Genomic DNA, 20,460 nt, shown 5'->3' on the forward strand with positions numbered 1-20,460 from the left:
TTCTGATCACGCAGAAATCATGGAGAGACGAGTCTCACAACAGCGGATCCGTGACGGGGACCGCGCTGTAGTCCTCTCCCGCGACCGGGCGGATCTCGCCCCAGTGCACCCATCGGGCCCGCCGCCCGCGCGACTGCGGGGGCTCCAGCAGGAACCCCCAGCGCGCACCCCTGGCGTCGTCACCCCAGGCCAGCAGATAGCGCCTCTCACCGGCGCGGATCGTCGCGGAGTGCTCCACGATGGGCGGCCTCCAGAGCTCGGGAAGTTCTTCCGGGGTGAGATCCATGAAGCCATTCTACGAACTCGTGTTCGATAAGCCTAGGAGGACACTCCCCACCTTCAGCACAACATCCCTCCAGAACCCGGTACGGTGCGCAGAACACGTAACATCGTCGGACCATCAAAGTCAGCCTGAGAAGTCATGCTCAATTAATGAGAACCTGTTTAGCGTGTACTAAGGCTGGTTAGCTGCAAGCTGCGGACACCCCGTAGGCGACACACCGACGCAGGGCCGCAGGATGCGGATGCGTCTACAACAAGTCAGGATGGATTTATGCGGATCTTGGTCCTCGGCGGCGACGGATACCTCGGATGGCCGACGGCTCTCCATCTGTCGCAATGCGGCCACGAGGTGGCGGTCGCCGACAACTTCGTACGTCGTCAGTACGACCTGGAGCTCGGCGTGGACAGCCTCGTTCCGATCGAGTCGCTGCACACCCGCGTCACGGCGTGGCAGGAGCGGACCGGCAAGACCATCGACATGTTCATCGGCGACCTCACCGACGCCGACTTCACGTACGCGATGATCCGCGACTTCCGCCCCGACGCCGTGGTCCACTTCGCCGAGCAGCGGGCCGCCCCTTACTCGATGATCGACCGCAAGCACGCGGTCTACACGCAGACCAACAACGTCGTCGGCACGCTCAACCTGCTCTACGCGATCGCCGAGATCGACCCGGAGATCCACCTGGTCAAGCTCGGCACGATGGGCGAATACGGCACGCCCAACATCGACATCGAGGAGGGCTGGCTGGACCTGGAGCACAAGGGCCGCAAGGACCGTGTCCTCTACCCCAAGCGGCCCGGCTCGTTCTACCACCTGTCCAAGGTGCACGACAGCCACAACATGGAGTTCGCCTGCCGCATCTGGGGGCTGCGCGCCACCGACCTCAACCAGGGCGTGGTCTACGGCCAGGAGACGCCCGAGACCACGCTCGACGACCGGCTGGCCACCCGGTTCGACTACGACGCCGTCTTCGGCACCGTGCTCAACCGGTTCGTCATCCAGGCGGTGCTCGGCCACCCCCTGACGGTCTACGGCTCCGGCACCCAGACCCGCGGCATCATCGACATCCGCGACACGGTCCGCTGCATCCAGCTCGCCTGCGAGAACCCGGCCGATCGCGGCGAGTTCCGGGTGTTCAACCAGATGACCGAGAGCATGTCGGTCAGAGACATCGCCGCCACGGTCTCCGAGTCCTTCCCCGGCGAGGTGACCATCGACAACCTCGACAACCCCCGCGTCGAGAAGGAGGAGCACTACTACAAGGTGACCCACACGGGCCTGGTGGAGCTCGGCCTGGTTCCGCACCTGCTGTCCGACACGCTCATCACGTCGCTGTTCGACGTGGCCAAGCGCCATGTCGACCGGGTCCGCGAGGAAGCGCTCCTGCCGGTCGTCAACTGGCGCAGCCCGGGGGCGGAGCGGACCAGTGAGCGCTGACGAGGGAGCCTTCGCCCGCGCCACCGGCCGTACGGCGGAGCGCGAGGACGGCGGCCCCGACAAGCCCCGTTACCGCCGCTACCAGTACGACCTGATCGCCCCCCATTGCGGGCGCAGCGTGCTGGAGGTCGGCGCCGGGCTGGGCGAGTTCGCCGCGCAGTTCACCGGCCTCGACCGGCTGGTCGTCACCGACGTCGACCCCGACGCGGTGGCGCTGCTGAAAGAGCGTTTCGCGAGCTCCGCCGAGGTCGAGGCCATGCAGTTCGACCTCTCCTCCGGCGCGCAGCTGGAGCGCCCGGTCGAGACGGTGATCGCCATCAACGTGCTCGAACACTTCGAGGACGACGCCGAGATCCTCAGGCAGCTGGCCGGTTCGGTCACACCGGGCGGCACGATCGTGCTCTGGGTGCCCGCCTACATGAGCCTGTACGGCGAGTTCGACCGCAAGGTCGGCCACTTCCGCCGCTACACGCCCGCCACCCTGCGCGACGCCGCCGGCCGCGCCGGGCTGGGCGTGACGCTGGCCAGGCCGGTCAACCTGCTGGGCGGGCTCGCCTGGTGGGCCGCGGTGCGCATGGGCAAGGCGGGCTCGCCGAAGGCGGGCGCCGTCGGCCTGTACGACAAGGTCATCGTGCCGGTCACCCGGGTGCTCGACCGGGTGCTGCCGATCCCCTTCGGCCAGTCGGTGCTCGGCGTGCTCCGTGTGCCGCACGACGGGGAGCGCACCGGCCGTGATTGACCTCCGCCGCTTCCTCCGTGGCGCGCTGCCACGCATCTTCACGCGCTACACGCTCGGCTCCGTGGTCGCGGCCGTGGTGAGCGAGGTGACGCTGCTGGTGGCCTACGGTCAGGAGCTGCTGGGAGCCCAGGCGGCCGCGGTGGCCGCCTGGGCCCTGGGCGCGGTGACCAACTACGTGCTCGCCCGCCGGTGGGCGTGGCGGCGCAGGGGACGCCCCCGGGTGCTGCGCGAGCTGCTGCCGTTCTGGCTGACGTCGGTGACGGGGCTGCTGCTCACCACGTGGGCGACCGGGGTCGCCCACGATGTGGGGCCCCGGCTGTTCGCCACCGACGGAGCGCGCGTGCTGTTCGTGGGCGCGGTCTTCCTAGGGGTTTACGGCGTCCTGTTCCTGGCGAAGTTCTGCTTCTTCCACTACTTCGTCTTCGCCGAGCCCCGGGCGGCCTCCGCCGGCGAGGCGGACGAAGAAGGCGAGGCGGACGAAGAAGGCGAGGCGGACGCGGACGGCGCCGATGACCCCGACGGTGCGGTGCCGCGGCGCTCCCGGAGCCAGGTGCCCAGCACCACGCGCAAATAGCGGTAGCCGTAGACCAGGTTGCCGCCCTTCTTGGTCGTGCCGGCGACCCGCAACCGCATCGTCGCCGGCACCTCCAGCACCTTGTAGCCCCGCGAGATGACGCCGATGAGCAGCTCGGACGACTGATACTGAGGCTGCTTCAGCGTGACGGCCCCGGTGACCTCGGCACGCATCGCGCGCATGCCGAAGGAGGTGTCGGTGATGCGCTGCCCGGTCAGCAGGCTGATCATCCGGGCGAAGACGTGCACGCCCAGGCGGCGCACGCGGTCGTAGGTCTCCTGGCGCCCCAGCACCCGAGAGCCGGTGACGAAGTCGGCCTCTCCCCTCAGCACGGGAGAGAGGATGCGCTCGATGTCGCCCGGGTCGTACTGCCCGTCGGCGTCGGTGGTCACGATGTAGCGGGCGCCGCCCGCCCTGGCGATGCGGTAGCCGAGCCGAAGGGCCGCGCCCTGCCCGCGGTTGACGGGGACGTCACAGACCAGCGCGCCGGCCTTGCGGGCCACGGCCGCCGTGTCGTCGGATGCGCCGTCGACGACCACGACGGTCGCCGTCTCGTGCCCGGCGATGACGGCCGGGATCGCGCTGACCACGTCGCCGATGCCGCGTTCCTCGTTGTAGGCGGCGATGACGATCGCGATGGGGGGAAGATCGCCGCCGTGCTCGGCGGTGAACTCCGCCATCGCGGCGGCGTCGATCCTCGCGTCGGTCTTCGCCATGTGATCGGCGGTCATGCCAGGCCCTCCACACCACCCGGCACGAAGTCCGGCCACACGGTCGGCAGGCCGGTGGTCAGATCGTGCCGCGGTTCGTACCCGAGTGTCTTGGCCAGCGACGTGTCGAGCACGACCGCCGGCATCTCTCCTTGCTTGGCGGCGACGTGCTCGACCGGGATCGGCGCCCCGGTGACCTCGCGGGCCGCCTCGATCAGCTCGTTCACGCTCACCGAGCGCCCCGAGCCGACCACCAGAGGGCCGTTGTGGCCCGTGCGCCAGGCCACCTGGACGGCCTGGACGATGTCGTCCACGTGGACGTAGTCGCGCAACTGGGTGCCGTCGCCGTACACCTGGACGCCGGTGTTCTCGGCGGCGGCGCGCATCAGCCGGGGCACGAAGCTGTCCTTGTGACGCATCCCCTGGCCGTAGACGTTGGCGAAACGCAGCGCGCAGGTCTGCATGCCATAGACGCCGGAGTAGGCGCTCAGCAGCATCTCGCCCGCGGCCTTGGTCGCGCCGTAGGGGGTGAGCGGGCGCAGCGCCTGCCATTCGGTGATGGGCGCGCTGCCCACGTCGCCCGTCACGGCGTTGGTGGACGCGAACGTGAATCTGGGCACCTCCCGCTCGCGGGCGAGTTCGAGCAGCCCCGCGGTCGCCGCGACGTTCACCTCATAGGTTCCGGCGGGGTCCTCGACCGAGCGCAACACCGACGTGACCGCCGCGAGGTGCACGACGCCGTCGAGCCCCGCGGACACGGCCTCACCGCGGACCGCTGGGTCGCGCAGATCTCCCACCACAGAGCGCACCGCGGGGTCGGGATGGGCGTTCAGATCGGCCACCACGACCTCGGCACCTTCTGCGAGCAGAGCCGCGACCAGGCGTCTGCCGATGAAACCTGACCCTCCCGTGACCAGCACACGAGCTCCGGCGAACTCCGACATTCGCCGCTCCTTTCGCTTGACGTTCTGGAGACCCTACCGGCGCAACCTGTAGATTCGCTCAATTCGACTGCCCACGTTCGGGGTGTTCAGACGCGTCACACGGAGCCGTCGCGCACTTGACGTAGGCTACGGTTTTCTTCGTCCTGATCGTGACAGCCGAGATCGGAGCCACCCCATGGAGTGCCGGTGACCCCCGAAGTGATGTTGGGGCCGCCGTTGGCCGTCGGTTTCGCTCTGGCGGTGCTCGCCCAGCGCAAGGGCTGGGCTCCGCCGTTGTGGATGGCGCTCTGCGCCGGAGCGGTGCTGCGGGTGCTCTCCATGCTGCTGGCCCCCCAAATGGCCGTCCAGCCCTACGACTTCGAGCACGACTTCCGCGACGCCGCCAACGCGGTGCTCGACGGGCTCAACCCGACGATGCACCTGCGTGAGGGGGGCTGGCATTTCCTGCCGCTGCTCGCCTACGTGCTGGCCGGGCAGCAGGAGCTGGGAGAGACGCTGGGGCTGTCGTGGGCCGTCGCCGGCCGGATCGTCCCGATCGTCGCCGACCTCGCGCTGATCCCCCTCATCAGCAGGCTCGCGGTCGAGCGCGGTGCGCTGCGCGGCTTCCAGTACGCGTGCCTGCCCGTCGGCGTCCTGGTGAGCGGGCTGCACGGGCAGTTCCCGCCGATCACGCTGCTGTTCGGCGTGGCCGCGCTCCTGGCCGCCCGCAAGGGTCGCGTCCAGCTCGCGGGGCTGCTCATCGGCCTGTCGGTGTCGTGCACCCACTGGTCGCTGCTGCTCGTGCCGGGTGTCGTGCTGGCGCTGCCCGGCCTGCGCCGGCGGGTCACGGTGCTCGTCTGGACCGCGGTGGCGCCCCTCGCCATGCTGGCCAGCAGTGCGGTCTTCCTCGACACCGCGGTCACCGAGCTGCCCGCCCTGGTGCGCGCCATCATGTCGACCCGCCCGGTGGTCGGCGACTGGGGCTGGACGGCCGTGGCGACCGGCGGCGAGCAGATCGTCTCGCCCGCCTTCGGCCGGGTCGGCCTGGTCATCCTGGCCGCCGCGCTCCTGGCCGCGCTCTGGTGGTGGCGGCGGGCCGAGCCTGAGGTGCTGACCCTCGCCCTGCTCCTGGTCTTCCTCATCGTGACCTACCGCCTGGGCGCCCAGTATCTGCTCTGGCCGCTGCCCTATCTCCTCGCCCGCCCGCCGCGCGGGGCCTGGTCCGCCATCACGCTCACGAGCCTGTGGGTGGTGGTCGGCTACCTGCACCTGATCTACTTCCTGACGGGCATGGAATGGGGAACGGCCCAGCGGGTGTGGGTGTTCTCGTCGCTCGTCGTCATCGCCGCGCTGGTATACGCCCTGCCCTGGCGGGAGCGGGGCCTGCCCGCGGCCGGTTCCGCGGCCGGCGTGCGAGGGCTTTCGGACGGTCATGAGCCGGCGGTGAACGACCACCGGTGACACCCGGGGCCGTTCACCACTCGGACAATGCGTGTGCACCGGAACTGCACATAATGCCGCTCTTTTCTGCATCACGGAATTCCCGGACGTCCCGCGCAGCAGGAGAGATCGGGACCTAGCATCTCAGCATGGACGCTTACCCACCCGCCAAGAGTGGCGTAAAGCGAAAAGATGCCTTCATCGTCGGAGTGGTTAATCTCCTTGCGGTTCTCCTCGGCATAGCGGCCGGCCCAGGCTGGCTGGATCTGGACCTCGCCGCTCTGTTCGTCGGATACGCCGCACTGGCCGCCGCTGTGCTCGTCATTATTCGTAAACCGTTGCTGGATCCGCCTCCCGCGACCCTGGCCATCGTGATCTTCACTGTGGTCACTCCGGCCCTGGCCGGCCTGACGGCCCACGGGATCGTCCAGGCCATCGCCGGCGCGCAGGGCCACGCCGTGGCCGTGAGCTGGTCCCTTGACCCCGTTGACGTCGGTCGCACGGCCGTGGCGGAGGTTCGTTTCGAACCCGGATACACCCGGCTGCGTATCCCCGTGTCGTACACCGACCCCGCGACGGAGTTGGGGTCCTGCCCGCACAACCGGGTCGATGTCCTGATGGACGGCCGTCAGCCGAACGAGAAGAAGGAGGACTTCGGCAATGGAGATGTCGCCGAGTTCGAGATGGACGAGAACACGAGCCGGGTCACCGTGTCCATGGAGCTGATCTCCACACAGAACTGCTCGATATCCATCACCACGAAAAACGTCACACTCCATCGGTGAGGTCCAGATGAAGCCCGGTAAACCTTCATGGAGTGTCGGCAATCTCGCGGCGGCGCTTCTCCTCGTGACCGCCTGCGGGGCTGCGGCGCCTCCCCCGCCTCTGGACGCCGACATCGTCTCGGTGGGCGTCAAACTGTACCCAGGTCTGTCTCCGGTGGACAGCCACCTTCCGGTGGGCTTCGAGGCACAGGCCCGGAGCAAGATACTGAAGCACGCGGGCGTCCAGGAGTCGGCACCCACTCGTGTATGGACGAGCAACTGGGAGACCGCGCTGAGCGACAGGAAAGTCCACATGGTGATGGGGATGATCTCCGACAACGACCTCAGGGCGGCCAGGTTCCGGCTTGCCCGCTCCTATCTGCGGACCGACCTCGCGCTGCTGACCCTTGCCGACGCAGAGCCGGTCAACAAGGTCGAGGATCTCGCCGGCAAGACCATCTGCACGGTGGAGGAGACCACGGCCGACGAAACGATGAAGGTGGAACTGCGATCCGTCGACGTGGATCTCATCTCCCTCACGAGCCCGGAAGAGTGCGTCGAGATGGTCAAGCAAGGGAATGCCTTCGCCTACAGCACCGACCGGATCATCCTCATGGGATTCACCACTCAGAGTGAGAACGTCAGCGAGAAAACGAAAAAGTCCCTTTTCCGGGTGCCCGACCTGTCGTTCGGAAGGCAGCAGCACATCTCGATAGCGCTGCACAAAGATCATGAGGAAGCGTGCCGGCGCCTGGTGAGCGCCATCGACGCCTATGTCAGGAGCAACGACTGGCTCGCCGACCTACGAGGCCAGCTCATCGACGAATATCTGAGACTGGCGCCCGACAGCCCTCATATGACCAACGAGGACATCAGACAGAAGTTCGGGCCGAATACGATCAACGCCGACCGTTGCGCCGACGGGGACGTCTGAGACGATGTGGGTGGAGCTATGGGGATTCGAACCCCAGACCTCCTCCATGCCATGGAGGCGCGCTACCAACTGCGCCATAGCCCCTTGTCGTGTGTACGAGTGTAGCCGACTTCCCGACCGCCCAGGCACGCATACATCCGGCGGAACCGGGGCCGGCCCGGCGCGCGCCCGTGACGCCGAACCGGCCCCGGGTGGTCAGCCGACCGACCTGGCCTTCTCGATGAGCGTGGCGAGCTCCGCCACCATCGGGTCCTCGGAGTCGGTGGCCAGCCGGGAGGCGTGCTCCCCGAGCGTCGCCAGGTCCAGGCCGAACGCCTTCTTGTCCCGCAGGTAGCCGGCGAACGCGGCGACGACCACGTCCACCTGGAGCCGGACCGGCGCCTCGTCCCACACGGACCCGGCCAGATCGTTCGCCCGCAACGACGCGCTCTCCTCGGACGCGGCCCTGGTGTCGGGGTCCTGCCAGCGCACGGTTGCCTGGGCGAGCTGGCCCTTGGCGCCGGGCTTGAGCCGCAGCGCGTACAGCGCGGTGACGGAGTGGCCCGGTCCGATCTCGCCGCCGTCGCGGGTGTCGTCGCGGAACTCGTCGGCGTCCAGCGCGCGGTTCTCGTACCCGACGAGCCGGTAGCTCTCCACCACGGACGGGTTGAACACGACCTGCGCCTTGGCGTCGCGCGCCCGCAGCTCGATGGTGGCGGGCAGCTGCGTGGTGAAGATCTTGTCGGCCTCCTCCTGGGAGCTGACGTAGACGGCCATGCCGTCGCCGTTGTCGGCTAGCTGCTCCATGAGCTCGTCCCCGTAGTCCCTGCCGACGCCGACGGTGAGCAGCGTGACCTGCTTGCCCGCGTGTTCCTCGACCCGGTCGAGGATGGCCTGCCACTCGGTGCTGCCCTGGTTGGCCAGGCCGTCGGAGAGCAGAATGACCCGGTTCGTGGCGGCGGTCCTGAACGCCTTGGACGCCTCCTCGTAGCCGGCGACCAGGCCGCTCTCCAGGTTGGTGCCGCCGTCGACGGCCAGCTCGTCCACGGCGCCGCGCAGCTCCTCCCTGGCGGTCAGCGGGGTCATCGAGGCCAGCACGGTGGCCTCGTCGCTGAACGCCACGATCGACACCTGGTCGCCGGGCGCGAGCTGGTCGAGCAGCTTGTTCAGGGCCGACTTGACGAGGTCGAGCCTGCCCGGTTCGGCCATCGAGCCGGACACGTCGACGACGAACGTGAGGTTGGCGGGCCGCCGCTGGGCGGCGTCGGTGCCGCGCGTCTGCAGGCCCACGCGCATGACCGCCTCGTCGCGGGACGGCAGCTTCGCGCCGTCCACGTGCACGGTGAAGCCGTCGCCTGACGGCTGCGCGTAGTCCTGCCTGAACGCGTTGACCCACTCCTCGGGACGGATCTCGGCGGGCGCGGGCCAGCGGCCCTCCTGGAGGGTACGGCGGGCGTAGCCGTACGACGCGGTGTCCACGTCCAGGGCGAACGTGGAGATCTGGGCCGTGGTGGTGTCCTTGTCGCCGTCCTCCTCGGCGTTCGCCGTCTGTGTCGCCGCTGGGGCCGGCCGCCGGTCGGCACTGCCCGCCGGTTGCGCCGCCCGTTCCTCGTCCGCCGATCCTCCTGGGCCACCACAGGCGGCGAGCGTCAGTACGGTCACCAGCCCTACGCCGGCCACCAAGGGACGAAACTTCATCACTTCCACCTCCGCCCCGTACGACGGAATCGATCCAGCAGTGGCCGGGCCGGTGACGTAAGCGAGCGCAAACCGCGACCGTCGCGTGATCAGTTGTGACAAACGGTGCATTTGAGGTAGGCATGACGCCGTGCGCGTGTATCTGGCCTTGGCCGCGAAGCGACATGACATTCCCGCTGACGTCCTGAGCAGGGTACGGACCGTCATCGAAACGGCCTTTCCGGTGCCCGCCGACGTCATCCGCGCACGGGAATGGCACGGCAGAGGCGTGTCGCTGCTCGCGTGGACGAACGAACCCGACGACACGCGGCAACCGCCGCTGATCTCCGAGCACGACGGCCGGGTCATCGGGCTGAACGGCCACCTGGCCGATCCGGCCGACGTGACCAGGCTGCCCGGCGACGGAGTGGGCGGCTGCTTCTCCGCGTGGATCGCCCGCGACGGCGAGCTGACCGCGAGCACCGCCGTCAACCGGGTGTGCCCCGTCTTCTACGCCGAGACGCCCGACCTGCACGTCGTCGGCAGCCGCGCCCTGCTCGTGCACCTGGCGGCCCAGCCGGTCGACCGGATCGAACACGACGTGCTCGCCCTGCAGACCATGATCAGGCAGGGGTTCTTCCTGTCGGACGAGACGCCGTACAAGGGGGTGACGGCGCTGCGGCCGAACGCGCGGCTCGACGTCCGGGACGGGCGGCGCGCCATCGCCGAGACCCCGCTGCCGGAGGCGGCGCCGGCGCCCGCGTCGGCGCGGGCCAAGCGGGCGGCGATCGGCGAGCTGGCGGAGGCGCTGCTGGCCACCGTCGCGCCGCTGCGCGACCTGAGCGAGCCGGTCAACCTGGCGCTGACCGGCGGGCGCGACACCCGCATCCTGGCGGCGCTGCTGCACGCGGCGCGGGTGCCGTTCCGGGTGACGACGAACGGGCTCGACACCCACCCCGACGTGATCATCGCGCGGCGGATCGCGGCCCGGCTGAAGGTCGAGCACACCGTCATCGCTCCCCAGCAGACCGCCCAGAAGGACGCCGTACTGGTGGAGCACCCGCTGAGGCGGGCCTGGGAGACGCTGCGCACGTGCGAGGGCATGACGTCGGCGTACGAGTCGATCGTCAGCTACCTACCGTATTCCGGCAAGCCCACCATGTCAGGGCAGAGCGGTGAGACGCTGCGCGCGGGCAGCCTGAACCTGCTCCAGACCGACCTCGGCGACAAGGCGCTGCAGCGGCGCATCACCACCACCTTCGCCAAGGACGAGAAGATGTTCACGGCGGAGGCCAACGAGCACGCACGCGAGCTGGCCAGGCCGTGGCTGGCCCGGCCCGACCGGCTGGAGGCCCTCGACCACCTCTACATCTGGTACAAAGTGGGCCGCTGGCAGGCCAGCGCCCGCGCGGGGTCGCTGCGGCGCGGCGACCCGGTGCGGCCGTTCCTGGACAACCGGGTGGTGCGCGCGGCGCTGAGCCTGGACCAGGGCTGGCGCCTGTCGGAAGAAGTGATCTATGACCTCATCCTGCGCTTCGCCCCTCAGCTGCGCGATGTGCCGATCGAAGGGAAACCGTGGCGGTTCGCGGAGGAGATGACCAAGCGGTGGCCCTGGTCCCGCCTGCCCGCCGGGCACATGCCCACCGCGAAGACCGGCGGCGGGTGGAGCTGGCGCACCAGCCCCGGACCCGCGCTGACGGACATCCTGCGCACGCAGGTGCTCGGCAACCTGGACGCCCTGACCCCCGTCGTGAACCCGGACGAGGTGCGCGCGCTCTTCGCCGACCCCGTGGTCAGGAAACCGGCCCAGGCCTGGCACCTCTACACCGTCAGCACCCTGCTCACCGGCCTCTATCCCGGCAAGGAGCCCGAAGGGCTGGAACAGATCACGGTTTCCAGGCCGGATCCCGCCCGATGACCCCGAGGAAACGGTCGAGGGCGGGCGCGCTCTCCGGCACCGGCACCTCCTCACCGAACGCACCGCGCTCGCGGCCCGTCGGCGCCATCTGCTGGGCGAATGCCAGCAGCGCGGCCGCGGTCTCCTCCTCCACCTCGTAAATCCTCCCCGTCGCGCGGGCGAGATCCCACCCGTGGGCCACCAGGTCGGTCAGCGCCATATGGGCCAGCACGCTCTTCGGCAGGCCCATGCCCTGGCTGACGCCCTCCCACGACTCCGGCCGCGCCCAGACGGCCAGCATCCGCTCGACCCGGTCGGGGAAGTCACCGGTGTATTCCTTCTGCGGCAGGAACTCGCCGTCCTGGGCCAGCGACTCGAACAGGCTGGCGCCCCACTCCAGGTGGTTGATCAGCGCTTTCACGTCGTAGTCGGCGCAGGGGGTGGGCAGCGCGAACTCGTCCTCGCCGATCTCGGTGACCAGTTTCGACATGCGGTCGGCCGCGCCACGCAGCATCGTCAGCGTCTCGTTCATGACGTACAGTTTGCCAGCGCCGCCGCGCCCTCCACGCGCATCACCAGTGCAGCAGGAGCAGTTCGGCGGAGAACCCCGGGCCCAGCGCCATGAGCACGGCAGGCGTGCCGGGCCGGCCGCGAGTCTCCTGGAGGACGTGGAGCACCGACACCGACGACAGGTTGCCGTGCTCGCGCAGCGACCGCCACGTCACGTCGAGCGCCCTGGGCGGCAGGCCGAGGGTTTCCACGATCTTGTCGATGACCCTCGGACCGCCCGGGTGGCAGACCCAGGTGGCGACCTGCTCGGGGGTCAGGCCGTAGTCGGCGAGGAAGGCCTTGATGTCGGCGGCCAGCACCTGCTCGACGAACCCGGCCAGCTCGGGGTCCAGCATGATCCGGAAGCCGTGGTCGCCGACGGTCCAGCCCATGAGGTGCTCGGTGCCGGGATAGAGCCTGCTGCGGGTGGCGACCACCTCGGGGCCCTGCCCGCGCCCCCTCGCCACGACGGCCGCCGCTCCGTCACCGAAGAGGCCGCTCGCGACCAGGTTCGCGATCGAGGTGTCGTCGCGCTGGATCGTCAGCGAGCACAACTCCACGCACACCAGCATCGCGACGTGGTCGGGCCAGCCGCGCAGGTAGTCGTACAGGCGGGACAGGCCGGACGCGCCCGCCGCGCAGCCGAGCCCGAACACCGGCGTCCGCTTGACGTCCGGCCGCAGGCCCACCCGCTGGGCCAGCTTCGCGTCGAGCGAAGGGGTGGCCAGGCCGGTGGTCGAGCAGAACAGCAGGTGGTCGATCTTCTCAGGGCGCAGGTCGGCCTTCTTGAGCGCGGCCCGCATCGCCTGCTCGCCGAGATCGAGGGCGGCCTCGACGTACGCGTCGTTCGCGCGGGAGAAGGAGTCGAGCTTGGGATAGTCGGCCAGCGCGAGCGCGAGATTGCGGCCCTCCACACCGGTCGCGGTGTGGAAGCGCCGCAACAGTTCCTCATCGCACTCGGTCAGCCGGGAGAACGCCTCGGTGATCTCCGCCTGCTCGTAGCGGTGATCAGGGAAAACGATCTGTACCCCCGAAATATGCATGGATATCTCCTGCCGCTGAGCGGCCCTGGCTAACATGCCGGCCCGCTCCCGCCGCCTCCTTCAGGTCAGCGGGGTCAGCCGCCACAGGGAGGTCGTCTCGGCGGCGCGGGCCGCGTGCAGCGGGTCGTTCTCGTCCTTCGGCCGGTCGTGCCGTGGGGCGATGTCCATGCGGTCCACCACGCGCAGCCCCGCCTCCTCGAACCAGGCCAGCAGGGCGGCGCGCGTGCGCAGGCCCAGGTGCTCGGCGAGGTCGGACAGGATGAGCCAGCCCTCGCCCGCCGGCTCCAGATGCCCGGCCAGGCCGTCGAGGAACCCGCGCACCATCCGCCCGCCGGGGTCGTAGACGGCCTGGTCGAGCGGGGAGACCGGCTTGGCGGGCAACCACGGCGGGTTGCAGACGACGAGCGAGGCGCGTCCGGGCGGGAACATGTCGGTGCGCACGATCTCCACCTGTTCGGCCAGGCCCAGCCGGGCGATGTTGGCGGCGGCGCACGCGACGGCCCGCTCGTCGAGGTCGGTGGCGACGACGTGGCGGACGCCGCGCCTGGCCAGCACGGCCGCCAGCACGCCCGTGCCCGTGCCGACGTCGAACGCCAGCCGGTCGCCGGGCAGCGGCGCCTCGGCAACGAGATCGACATATTCGCCCCTGATCGGGGAGAAGACGCCGTGATGGGGGTGGATGCGCGCGCCGAGCGCCGGGACGTACACGCCCTTCTTGCGCCATTCGTGGGCGCCGATCACGCCGAGCAGCTCGCGCAGCTGGCCGACCGCGGGAAGGGCGTCTGCGCCGTACGCCTCGGTGCACGCCTCCCGCACGTCGGGCGCCCGGCGCAGCGGCACCACGTGGCCGGCGGCGTACGGGATGAGCAACATGCCGAGCGTGCGGGCGCGCTGGGACTGCGCCTGGCGGTAGCCGTGGAAGCCGCTGCCGGGCGCGGCCGGCTTGCAGCGGCGGCCCATGGCGCGCAGGAGCTGCCGGGCGTTCTGGAAGTCGCCCTGCCACAGCAGCGCGGTGCCCTCGCAGGCCAGCCGGTAGGCGGTGTCGGCCTTCATGCGGTCGTCGGCGACCACCACGCGCGCCGGCGGCGGCGCGCCCAGCGCCGTGCGCCACGGCGCCGATCGTTCCTGCCCCGCCTCACTCCAGTGGATCTTGACTACCTCCCCGCGGCCGAGGCCGGGGGATTCCAGCCCGTCGCCGGGCCGGGGTTCCTGTTTCATCGGGCCGCGCCTCCCCGGAAGACTCCGGAGCGGGTCTTACCAGCCCTCCGCAGGCGTTTCACCTGTCCGCCAGCCCGGCGGCCAGAATGTTGATCGCGGCGTTGACGTCGCGGTCGTGCACGGCCCCGCAGGAGGGGCACGTCCACGTCCGAACGTTCAGCGACATCGATGGGACGATGTGGCCGCAGCCACGTGCCGAACACAGCTTGCTGGAGGGGAACCAGCGGTCCACTGTCACCAGCATGCGCCCGTACCAGGCGGCCTTATACTCCAGCATGCATCGCATCTGGTGCCACGCCGCGTCCGAGATGGCCCGGGCGAGACAGTGGTTGCGGAGCATGTTGCGGACGGTCAGATCCTCGATTGCGAGCGTTTGGTTCTCGCGCACCAATCGGGTGGTGACCTTGTGCAGGAAGTCGATTCTGCGGTCGGCGATCCGTGCGTGAAGGCGGGCCACCTTCGCCTTGGCTTTCGCCCGGTTGTTCGAGCCCTTCGCTTTGTGGGCGAGCGCGCGCTGTGCCTTGGCCAGCCGTCGCCGGTCCCGTCGCTCGTGGCGCGGGTTAGCGATCTTCTCTCCGGTGGAGAGCGTAGCCAGTGCTGTGATCCCCGCGTCGATCCCCACGTTCGCCTCGACCGAAGGTAGCGGGCTGATCCTCTCCTCCACCAGGAGGGACACGAACCAGCGCCCAGCCGCGTCCTTCGACACCGTGACCGTGGACGGCTGCGCGCCCTCGGGAAGGGGACGCGACCACGCGATGTTCAGCGGGGCGTCCATCTTCGCCAGCTTGAGCCAGCCGTCCCGGAAGGAGAATGCATTGTTCTGGTACGTCGCCGACGCCCGCGACTTGTGCTTGGACTTGAACCTAGGATATCGGGCGCGTTGAGCGAAGAAGTTGTTGAACGCCACCTGCTGCTGGCGCAGCGCCTGCTGCAACGGAACATTCGACACCTCACGCAGGAACTCCAGGTCTGGGTCCTGTTTCCACACGGTGAGCCACTTTGCAGCCTCCACGTACGTTGTGGAGGCTCCGTGATCCTTGTAGCGACGGGTGCGTTCGGCAAGCGCCTTATTCCAGACCAGCCGGATGCACCCGAACGTGCGGGCCAGCAGATCGGCCTGTTCGGGGGTCGGGTAGAAGCGGTATCTGTAGGCCCGCTTCACCATCTGGGACACGTTTAACATGATACACCATGATCATGTTAATACTGGTCAGAGCTGAAGCCCGGGGCCTGCGACCTATGAACAGGCTCGGCCGATCACCCGCACCTCGCCGGGGCGCGGGAACTCCCGCGCGTCCAAGTCGGCGAGCACCCAACCCCTGTACCACAGGCTCCCACCTGCGCGCCTCTCGCCCGGCGATCTCGCCCGCGGTGACGCCCCCGACATCCACACCCGCCCCGCCGCCTCCGCCTCCGGTGAACCGGGCGATCAGGAGTCCAGCTCGCGCGGTCCTCCCTCTTCCCCCGTCCGGACGGCCCCGGGCGAGCCGCTTCCTGACGGCAACCAGGATGCGCCGGGCGGATCAGAGCCGGTAGTCGAAGGTGTAGGAGTGGCCGCCGTCGGGGGCGATGACAATGCCCAGTTCACCCCTGAGGCCGCGCAGCTCGCCCGTCGCCGAATCAGGCACGACCGTGATGCGCAGGGACTGCTCGCCCGCGTCGCTGACGGCGTCGTGCTGGACGACGAAAGTGCCCGAGCGCCCGTGCAGGGTGCCCTCGATGCGTTCCAGCGCCACGTACGAACGCGAGTCCTCCACGGGGGTGGTGGCCACCATCATGGTGACCACGCTGGTGCCGGTCAGGTCTCCGTGGAAGGTCTTGGTCAGGGTCACGAGTCCGAGCGAGACGCCGTCGCGCTCGTCGAAGGGCGGCTTGGCGTCCCAGCCGGCGGTGTCGAAGGTTCCCTTGGCGTTCATGGGCTCATCGTGCCGGACATACCTGCCAGGTCCCGTCAGGTACCGGCGAGCCTTTCGACCACGGGCGCGAAGGCGTCCATGCACTGGGCGTTCACCGTCACGTACGAGATCCCGAGCCGGTCGCGGCGGCGCCGCAGGACGTCGGCCATCTCGTCGACCGTGCCGGTGAGGATCCCGCTGCCGGTGCGGCCGAAACGGCCGAGCAGCCGGCCGGGCGGCTCGCCGCCGGCGACCGCGAGGTTCATGCTGAGCTCCAGCTCGTCGTAGCGGTCGCCGGCCAGCTCGTACAGCTCGTCCAGCTTCGCCGCCACCCGCTCCTCCGGGTGGTGCGGCGGCACGCCGATCGCGACCGTGTCGGCCTTCCTGGCGGCCAGCCTGAGCAGCTTCGTCCCGGCCGCGGCCACCAGGACCCGCACGTTCTTGACCGAGTCGATGGTCCTGGAGATCCGCTCGATGCGCTGGCCCGGCGTGCCGAACCTGACGCCGAGCGCGGCCGCGTCCTGCTCGGCGTCCGGCCGGCCGGCCCCGAGACCCAGCTCGAACCGGCCGCCGGTGAGCGTGTGCAGGGTCGCGGTCTCCCACGCGACGGTCTCCGGCGTCCGGTACGGAGCGCTCACGACATACGTGCCGACGCGCAGGGTCGTCGTGGCCGTGGCGGCGACGGCGGCGGCGGTGAAGGGCGAGAGCGTGGCGATCGTGTCGGGCACCAGCAGCGTGGCGTAGCCCAGGCGCTCCGCCCGGCGGGCCAGACCGGTCCACGAGGCGGCGTCGGGCGCTTGTCCGGCGACCGCGCCGAAGCGGAACGGGAGATGGTTCATGGTCCAACGATCGTGGACACCCGTGCCCGGCGCATCGTCCCCCGGACCTGTGATGCGCTACATCAGGGGGCGCAAGCCCCGGTGGCTTCCTACTCCCGCAGCAGTATCCGGGTGAAGTCGTTGGCGAACTTGCCCTCCGGGTCGAGCCGCCCCACCAGCGAGCGGAAGTTGTCCGGGCAGGGCGGCCACACGGTGAACAACTTGCCCCAGTGGGGCCGCGGCTCGAACGGGGCCAGCGTCTCCTCCACCAGCTTCAGCACCGGCAGCACCGCGGCGACGTCGCGCACCCAGGTGAAGTGGATGCCCACGCTGTCACGGCCCTTGAACGGGCTGAGCCACAGGTCGTCGGCGGCGACCGTGCGCACCTCCGAGATGTGCAGGACGGGCCGGATGCGGTCGCCGATCGCGAACAGCTCGCGCAGCGCCTTGACCGCGTGTTCCCTGGGCAGCAGCAGCTCCGACTGCAGTTCGTCGCCGGCTCCGCTCGGCGGGTGGTCGGCGCGGAAGTGCGGCAGCCGATCGTGCCACGGGCCGGGCACGCCGAGCTGGATCGTGCAGTTGTCGGCCGGCATGGCGGGCAGCGGGTGGCGGGGGCCGTCGGCCGGGCGGGTGGCGTACCAGTCGGGGCTGGTCAGCTCGTCGGCGCGCTTCAACCAGACGCGGGTGTCGCGCCAGTCGGTGAAGAGGCTGACGCTGTAGCCGCTCGCCATGATCTCGTCGAAGTCGCCGAGCGCGTCCGCGGGCAGCCCCTCGCGGACGTACTGGCGCAGTTCGAAGGCGGGCACGAGGTCGAGCGTCAGCGACGTGACGACGCCGAGCGCGCCGAGCGCCACCACCGCGCCGGGGAAGCCGGCGTCGCCGCGGGAGAGCGTCAGCATGGAGCCGTCGGCGGTGACGAGGTCGAGCGAGGACACGGCGGCGGCCAGGCTGGGGATGCCCTCCCCCGAGCCGTGCGTGCCGGTCGCGACGGAGCCCGCGACCGAGATGTGCGGCAGCGAGGCCATGTTCTCCAGCGCGAACCCGGCCTGGTGCAGCACGGGCGCGAGCCGCGCGTACGTCATGCGCGCCGGAACCCTGGCCGTGGCCGCCGCGCTGTCGATCTCCACTGCGTCGGGCATGCGGTCGAGGACCACGAGGTCGCCGGTGGCGTCGGCGACCTCGTTGAAGGAATGGGCGCTGCCCAGCGCCCGCACCCGGGCACTGGCGGCGACGAGCCGCTGGAGCTCGTCGAGGGAGGTGGGATGGTGCACGTCTCGAGCGCGGAATGCGGTGTTGCCCGCCCAGTTGGTCAGCGTCACGGCCCTCACCTTGCCACAGTCGTCCCCTGTCGATCCTGCCGGGTTGCCCCGCCCCGACGGGCGGCGGCGCGGGGAGGCCGCCGCCCGTCGGCTGGGTCAGAAGCCCTGGGCCAGGCGGTAGTACGCCTGGTTCCAGCGCAGCTCCTTGGCGAACCGCTCGGTGGTCGTCCCGGCGTCGATGATCACGAGCTCGACGCCGAGCATGTCGGCCAGATCGGTCAGCTCGTCCCTGCCGACGGCCGTGGAGAGCACCGTGTGGTGGGGCGCGCCCGCGGTGAGCCACGACTCCGTGGACGTGCGCAGGTCGGGGCGGGGGCGCCACACCGCGCGGGCCACGGGCAGCTTGGGCAGCGGCTCGGGCGGGGCCACGACGTCGATCTCGTTGGCCACCAGCCGGAACCTGTCACCCATGTCCGCCAGGCCGACCACGATGCCGGGGCCGGGCTCGGCGTCGAAGACGAGCCTGACCGGGTCCTGCCTGCCGCCGATGCTCAGCGGGTGGATCTCGCACGACGGGGTGCCGGCGGCGATGGACGGGCAGACCTCCAGCATGTGCGCGCCCAGAATGAGCTCCTGGCCGGGCGTCAGATGGTAGGTGTAGTCCTCCATGAACGAGGTGCCGCCGGGCGCCATGGCCTTGAGGGTGCGCAGCAGCACCGACGTCTTCCAGTCTCCCTCGCCGCCGAAGCCGTAACCGTCGGCCATCAGCCGCTGCACGGCCAGACCGGGCAGCTGGCGCAGGCCGCCGAGGTCCTCGAAGTTGCTGGTGAACGCCTTGAAGCCGCCGGCCTCGAGGAAGCCCCGCAGGCCCAGCTCGATCCTGGCCGCGTAACGCAGCGACTCGTGACGCTCGCCGAGCAGCTCGGGGGCGACGGTGTACTGCTCGGCGTACTCCTTGACCAGTGCCGTCACGTCGGCGTCCGCGGCGGCGTCCACGGCCTCGACCAGGTCGTTGACGCCGTAGGTGTTGACGGACACGCCGAAGCGCAGCTGCGCCTCCACCTTGTCGCCCTCGGTGACGGCCACGTCGCGCATGTTGTCGCCGAAGCGCGCCAGCTTCAGCGTGCGCACCTCGGCCAGGCCGCGGGCGGCGCGGACCCAGGTGAGGACGCGCCCGGCCACGGCCGGGTCGCTGACGTGTCCGGCCACGGTCTTGCGCGGAACGCCCAGGCGGGTCTGCACGTGGCCGAACTCGCGGTCGCCGTGGGCGGCCTGGTTGAGGTTCATGAAGTCCATGTCGATGGAGCTCCACGGCAGCTCCACGTTGGCCTGCGTGTGCAGGTGCAGCAGCGGCTTGCGCAGCGCGTCGAGCCCGGCGATCCACATCTTGGCCGGCGAGAACGTGTGCATCCACGCGATCACGCCCCCGCACGAGTCGTCGGCGTTGGCCTCGAGCATGATGCGCCGGATCGCCGCCGCGTCCGTGAGCACCGGCTTCCACTCCACCGGCATGGGCAGCTGCTCGGCGATCCGCCGGGACTGCTCGGCCACCTGGCGCAGCGTGTCGTCGCCGTAAAGTCCCTGGCTGCCGGTCAGAAACCAGATGTTCAACGCGGGCTCCTCTGTCCGTAGACGTTCTGATAGCGGTCGTAGAGGCGGTCGATGTCGTCCTGCGGGATGGGCAGCGGCTCGCCGAGCTGTCTGGCCACGTGGACGGTGCGGGCCACGTCCTCGCACATCACCGCCGCCTTCACGGCGGCCTTGGGATCCTTGCCGATGCTGAACACCCCGTGGTTCTGCATGAGCACGGCCTTCGAGCGGTGGCCCTTCAGCGTCTCCACGATGCCCTGGCCGATCGAGTCGTCGCCGATCAGGGCGAACGGGCCCAGCGGGATCTCGCCGCCGAACTCGTCGGCCATCGCGGTCAGCACGCAGGGGATGGCCTCGCCACGGGCGGCCCACGCCGAGGCGTAGGTGGAGTGGGTGTGCACGACGCCGCCCACGTCGGGCATGTTGCGGTAGACGTACGCGTGCGCCGCGGTGTCGCTGGACGGCGAATGCGCGCCTTCGACGAGGTTGCCGTCGAGGTCGCACACGACCATGTTCTCCGCGGTCAGCTCGTCGTAGGAGACGCCGGACGGCTTGATGACGAACAGGTCCTCGCCGGGGATCCGCCCCGAGACGTTCCCGGCGGTCCAGACGACCAGCCCGTACCGGACCAGCTCGGCATGCAGGCCGGCGACGATCGTTCTCATGGCCTCACTCCGTTCGGCGGCTCGGTCGCCAGACGCCGCCACCCTCCCCCGCTCTGGTCGCTC

Annotated in this window: 19 protein-coding genes, 1 tRNA gene and 1 pseudogene; 7 read left to right on the forward strand and 14 right to left on the reverse strand. The window is 69.9% G+C overall.

All coding sequences use genetic code 11. The features are described from left to right. Window positions 1-34 precede the first annotated feature (34 nt). Window positions 35-286 (reverse strand): hypothetical protein, encoded by a 252-nt coding sequence (locus ABGB01_RS33400; RefSeq protein ID WP_347777569.1) that lies wholly within the window; start codon window positions 284-286, stop codon window positions 35-37. Window positions 287-553: 267 nt separating this feature from the next. On the opposite strand from ABGB01_RS33400, the gene ABGB01_RS33405 reads away from it, so the two are divergent. Genes ABGB01_RS33405 through ABGB01_RS33415 form a run of 3 tightly spaced genes read left to right on the forward strand, consistent with a single transcriptional unit; the run spans window position 554 to window position 3,036 of the window. Next, the gene (locus tag ABGB01_RS33405) at window positions 554-1,723 is read left to right on the forward strand and encodes an NAD-dependent epimerase/dehydratase family protein (protein ID WP_347777570.1); all 1,170 of its coding nucleotides are present in this window, start codon (window positions 554-556) and stop codon (window positions 1,721-1,723) included. Continuing rightward, complete coding sequence (locus tag ABGB01_RS33410; protein ID WP_347777571.1) at window positions 1,713-2,462, forward strand: class I SAM-dependent methyltransferase; 750 nt, start codon at window positions 1,713-1,715, stop codon at window positions 2,460-2,462. The genes ABGB01_RS33405 and ABGB01_RS33410 overlap by 11 nt, the downstream gene beginning before the upstream one ends. Next, window positions 2,455-3,036 (forward strand): GtrA family protein, encoded by a 582-nt coding sequence (locus tag ABGB01_RS33415; RefSeq protein ID WP_347777572.1) that lies wholly within the window; start codon window positions 2,455-2,457, stop codon window positions 3,034-3,036. The genes ABGB01_RS33410 and ABGB01_RS33415 overlap by 8 nt, the downstream gene beginning before the upstream one ends. A gap of 167 nt (window positions 3,037-3,203) precedes the next feature. Here ABGB01_RS33415 and ABGB01_RS33420 read toward each other — a convergent pair. Together ABGB01_RS33420 and ABGB01_RS33425 are read right to left on the reverse strand one after the other, a co-directional pair. Then, window positions 3,204-3,767, reverse strand: a pseudogene (locus ABGB01_RS33420) (glycosyltransferase family 2 protein); the annotation flags it as partial. After that, window positions 3,764-4,690 (reverse strand): NAD-dependent epimerase/dehydratase family protein, encoded by a 927-nt coding sequence (locus ABGB01_RS33425; RefSeq protein WP_347777573.1) that lies wholly within the window; start codon window positions 4,688-4,690, stop codon window positions 3,764-3,766. The gene ABGB01_RS33425 and the pseudogene ABGB01_RS33420, both read right to left, overlap by 4 nt. A 186-nt stretch (window positions 4,691-4,876) precedes the next feature. On the opposite strand from ABGB01_RS33425, the gene ABGB01_RS33430 reads away from it, so the two are divergent. From ABGB01_RS33430 to ABGB01_RS33440, 3 genes are all read left to right on the forward strand, one after another. Further along, on the forward strand, window positions 4,877-6,130 hold the full coding sequence (locus ABGB01_RS33430; RefSeq protein WP_347777574.1) for a hypothetical protein: 1,254 nt from the start codon (window positions 4,877-4,879) through the stop codon (window positions 6,128-6,130). A 128-nt stretch (window positions 6,131-6,258) separates the two neighbouring features. Then, window positions 6,259-6,894, forward strand: coding sequence for a hypothetical protein (locus ABGB01_RS33435; RefSeq protein ID WP_347777575.1), 636 nt, complete (start codon window positions 6,259-6,261; stop codon window positions 6,892-6,894). A 7-nt stretch (window positions 6,895-6,901) separates the two neighbouring features. Continuing rightward, window positions 6,902-7,807 carry a transporter substrate-binding domain-containing protein gene (locus ABGB01_RS33440; RefSeq protein WP_347777576.1) on the forward strand — a complete coding sequence of 302 codons (906 nt, stop codon included), beginning with the start codon at window positions 6,902-6,904 and terminating at the stop codon, window positions 7,805-7,807. Window positions 7,808-7,818: 11 nt separating this feature from the next. On the opposite strand, the gene ABGB01_RS33445 is transcribed toward ABGB01_RS33440, so the two are convergent. Beyond that, a tRNA-Ala gene (locus ABGB01_RS33445) sits at window positions 7,819-7,891 on the reverse strand. Window positions 7,892-8,002: 111 nt separating this feature from the next. Further along, a complete protein-coding gene (locus ABGB01_RS33450) occupies window positions 8,003-9,484 on the reverse strand; it encodes a von Willebrand factor type A domain-containing protein (protein ID WP_347777577.1) in 1,482 nt (493 codons plus the stop codon). A gap of 130 nt (window positions 9,485-9,614) precedes the next feature. On the opposite strand from ABGB01_RS33450, the gene ABGB01_RS33455 reads away from it, so the two are divergent. Next, entirely contained in the window at window positions 9,615-11,381 is a 1,767-nt protein-coding gene (locus tag ABGB01_RS33455; RefSeq protein WP_347777578.1) for an asparagine synthase-related protein, read from the forward strand. On the opposite strand, the gene ABGB01_RS33460 is transcribed toward ABGB01_RS33455, so the two are convergent. From ABGB01_RS33460 to ABGB01_RS33500, 9 genes are all read right to left on the reverse strand, one after another. Continuing rightward, complete coding sequence (locus ABGB01_RS33460; RefSeq protein ID WP_347777579.1) at window positions 11,350-11,892, reverse strand: TIGR03086 family metal-binding protein; 543 nt, start codon at window positions 11,890-11,892, stop codon at window positions 11,350-11,352. The two genes, ABGB01_RS33455 and ABGB01_RS33460, sit on opposite strands and share 32 nt — an antisense overlap. 40 nt (window positions 11,893-11,932) lie before the next feature. Further along, a complete protein-coding gene (locus ABGB01_RS33465) occupies window positions 11,933-12,988 on the reverse strand; it encodes a 3-oxoacyl-[acyl-carrier-protein] synthase III C-terminal domain-containing protein (protein ID WP_347777580.1) in 1,056 nt (351 codons plus the stop codon). Between the two features lie 24 nt (window positions 12,989-13,012). Next, complete coding sequence (locus tag ABGB01_RS33470; RefSeq protein WP_347777581.1) at window positions 13,013-14,170, reverse strand: class I SAM-dependent methyltransferase; 1,158 nt, start codon at window positions 14,168-14,170, stop codon at window positions 13,013-13,015. A gap of 58 nt (window positions 14,171-14,228) precedes the next feature. After that, window positions 14,229-15,344: an RNA-guided endonuclease TnpB family protein gene (locus tag ABGB01_RS33475; RefSeq protein ID WP_347777582.1), complete on the reverse strand. Its 1,116-nt coding sequence runs from the start codon at window positions 15,342-15,344 to the stop codon at window positions 14,229-14,231. Window positions 15,345-15,693: 349 nt separating this feature from the next. Next, complete coding sequence (locus ABGB01_RS33480) at window positions 15,694-16,086, reverse strand: DUF3224 domain-containing protein (protein ID WP_347777583.1); 393 nt, start codon at window positions 16,084-16,086, stop codon at window positions 15,694-15,696. A 35-nt stretch (window positions 16,087-16,121) separates the two neighbouring features. Continuing rightward, window positions 16,122-16,904 carry an LLM class flavin-dependent oxidoreductase gene (locus ABGB01_RS33485; protein WP_347777584.1) on the reverse strand — a complete coding sequence of 261 codons (783 nt, stop codon included), beginning with the start codon at window positions 16,902-16,904 and terminating at the stop codon, window positions 16,122-16,124. A gap of 89 nt (window positions 16,905-16,993) precedes the next feature. Next, complete coding sequence (locus ABGB01_RS33490; RefSeq protein WP_347777585.1) at window positions 16,994-18,202, reverse strand: FAD-binding protein; 1,209 nt, start codon at window positions 18,200-18,202, stop codon at window positions 16,994-16,996. Window positions 18,203-18,298: 96 nt separating this feature from the next. After that, entirely contained in the window at window positions 18,299-19,753 is a 1,455-nt protein-coding gene (gene araA / locus ABGB01_RS33495; protein ID WP_347777586.1) for an L-arabinose isomerase, read from the reverse strand. Further along, window positions 19,750-20,439, reverse strand: coding sequence for an L-ribulose-5-phosphate 4-epimerase (locus ABGB01_RS33500; RefSeq protein WP_347777598.1), 690 nt, complete (start codon window positions 20,437-20,439; stop codon window positions 19,750-19,752). Before ABGB01_RS33500 ends, araA begins: the two co-directional genes overlap by 4 nt. Between the last annotated feature and the right edge of the window lie 21 nt (window positions 20,440-20,460).

Origin of the sequence: Nonomuraea sp. B5E05, assembly GCF_039880665.1 — a bacterium.
GTDB lineage: Bacteria > Actinomycetota > Actinomycetes > Streptosporangiales > Streptosporangiaceae > Nonomuraea.

Excerpts from the sequence above, each read along its gene's own strand:
- ABGB01_RS33405 (WP_347777570.1), top strand. The coding sequence starts at position 554 with ATGCGGATCTTGGTCCTCGGCGGCGACGGATACCTCGGATGGCCGACG.
- ABGB01_RS33400 (WP_347777569.1), bottom strand. The coding sequence starts at position 286 with ATGGATCTCACCCCGGAAGAACTTCCCGAGCTCTGGAGGCCGCCCATC.
- ABGB01_RS33450 (WP_347777577.1), bottom strand. The coding sequence starts at position 9,484 with ATGAAGTTTCGTCCCTTGGTGGCCGGCGTAGGGCTGGTGACCGTACTG.
- ABGB01_RS33425 (WP_347777573.1), bottom strand. The coding sequence starts at position 4,690 with ATGTCGGAGTTCGCCGGAGCTCGTGTGCTGGTCACGGGAGGGTCAGGT.
- ABGB01_RS33470 (WP_347777581.1), bottom strand. The coding sequence starts at position 14,170 with ATGAAACAGGAACCCCGGCCCGGCGACGGGCTGGAATCCCCCGGCCTC.
- ABGB01_RS33460 (WP_347777579.1), bottom strand. The coding sequence starts at position 11,892 with ATGAACGAGACGCTGACGATGCTGCGTGGCGCGGCCGACCGCATGTCG.
- ABGB01_RS33435 (WP_347777575.1), top strand. The coding sequence starts at position 6,259 with ATGGACGCTTACCCACCCGCCAAGAGTGGCGTAAAGCGAAAAGATGCC.
- ABGB01_RS33440 (WP_347777576.1), top strand. The coding sequence starts at position 6,902 with ATGAAGCCCGGTAAACCTTCATGGAGTGTCGGCAATCTCGCGGCGGCG.
- ABGB01_RS33465 (WP_347777580.1), bottom strand. The coding sequence starts at position 12,988 with ATGTTAGCCAGGGCCGCTCAGCGGCAGGAGATATCCATGCATATTTCG.
- ABGB01_RS33485 (WP_347777584.1), bottom strand. The coding sequence starts at position 16,904 with ATGAACCATCTCCCGTTCCGCTTCGGCGCGGTCGCCGGACAAGCGCCC.
- ABGB01_RS33480 (WP_347777583.1), bottom strand. The coding sequence starts at position 16,086 with ATGAACGCCAAGGGAACCTTCGACACCGCCGGCTGGGACGCCAAGCCG.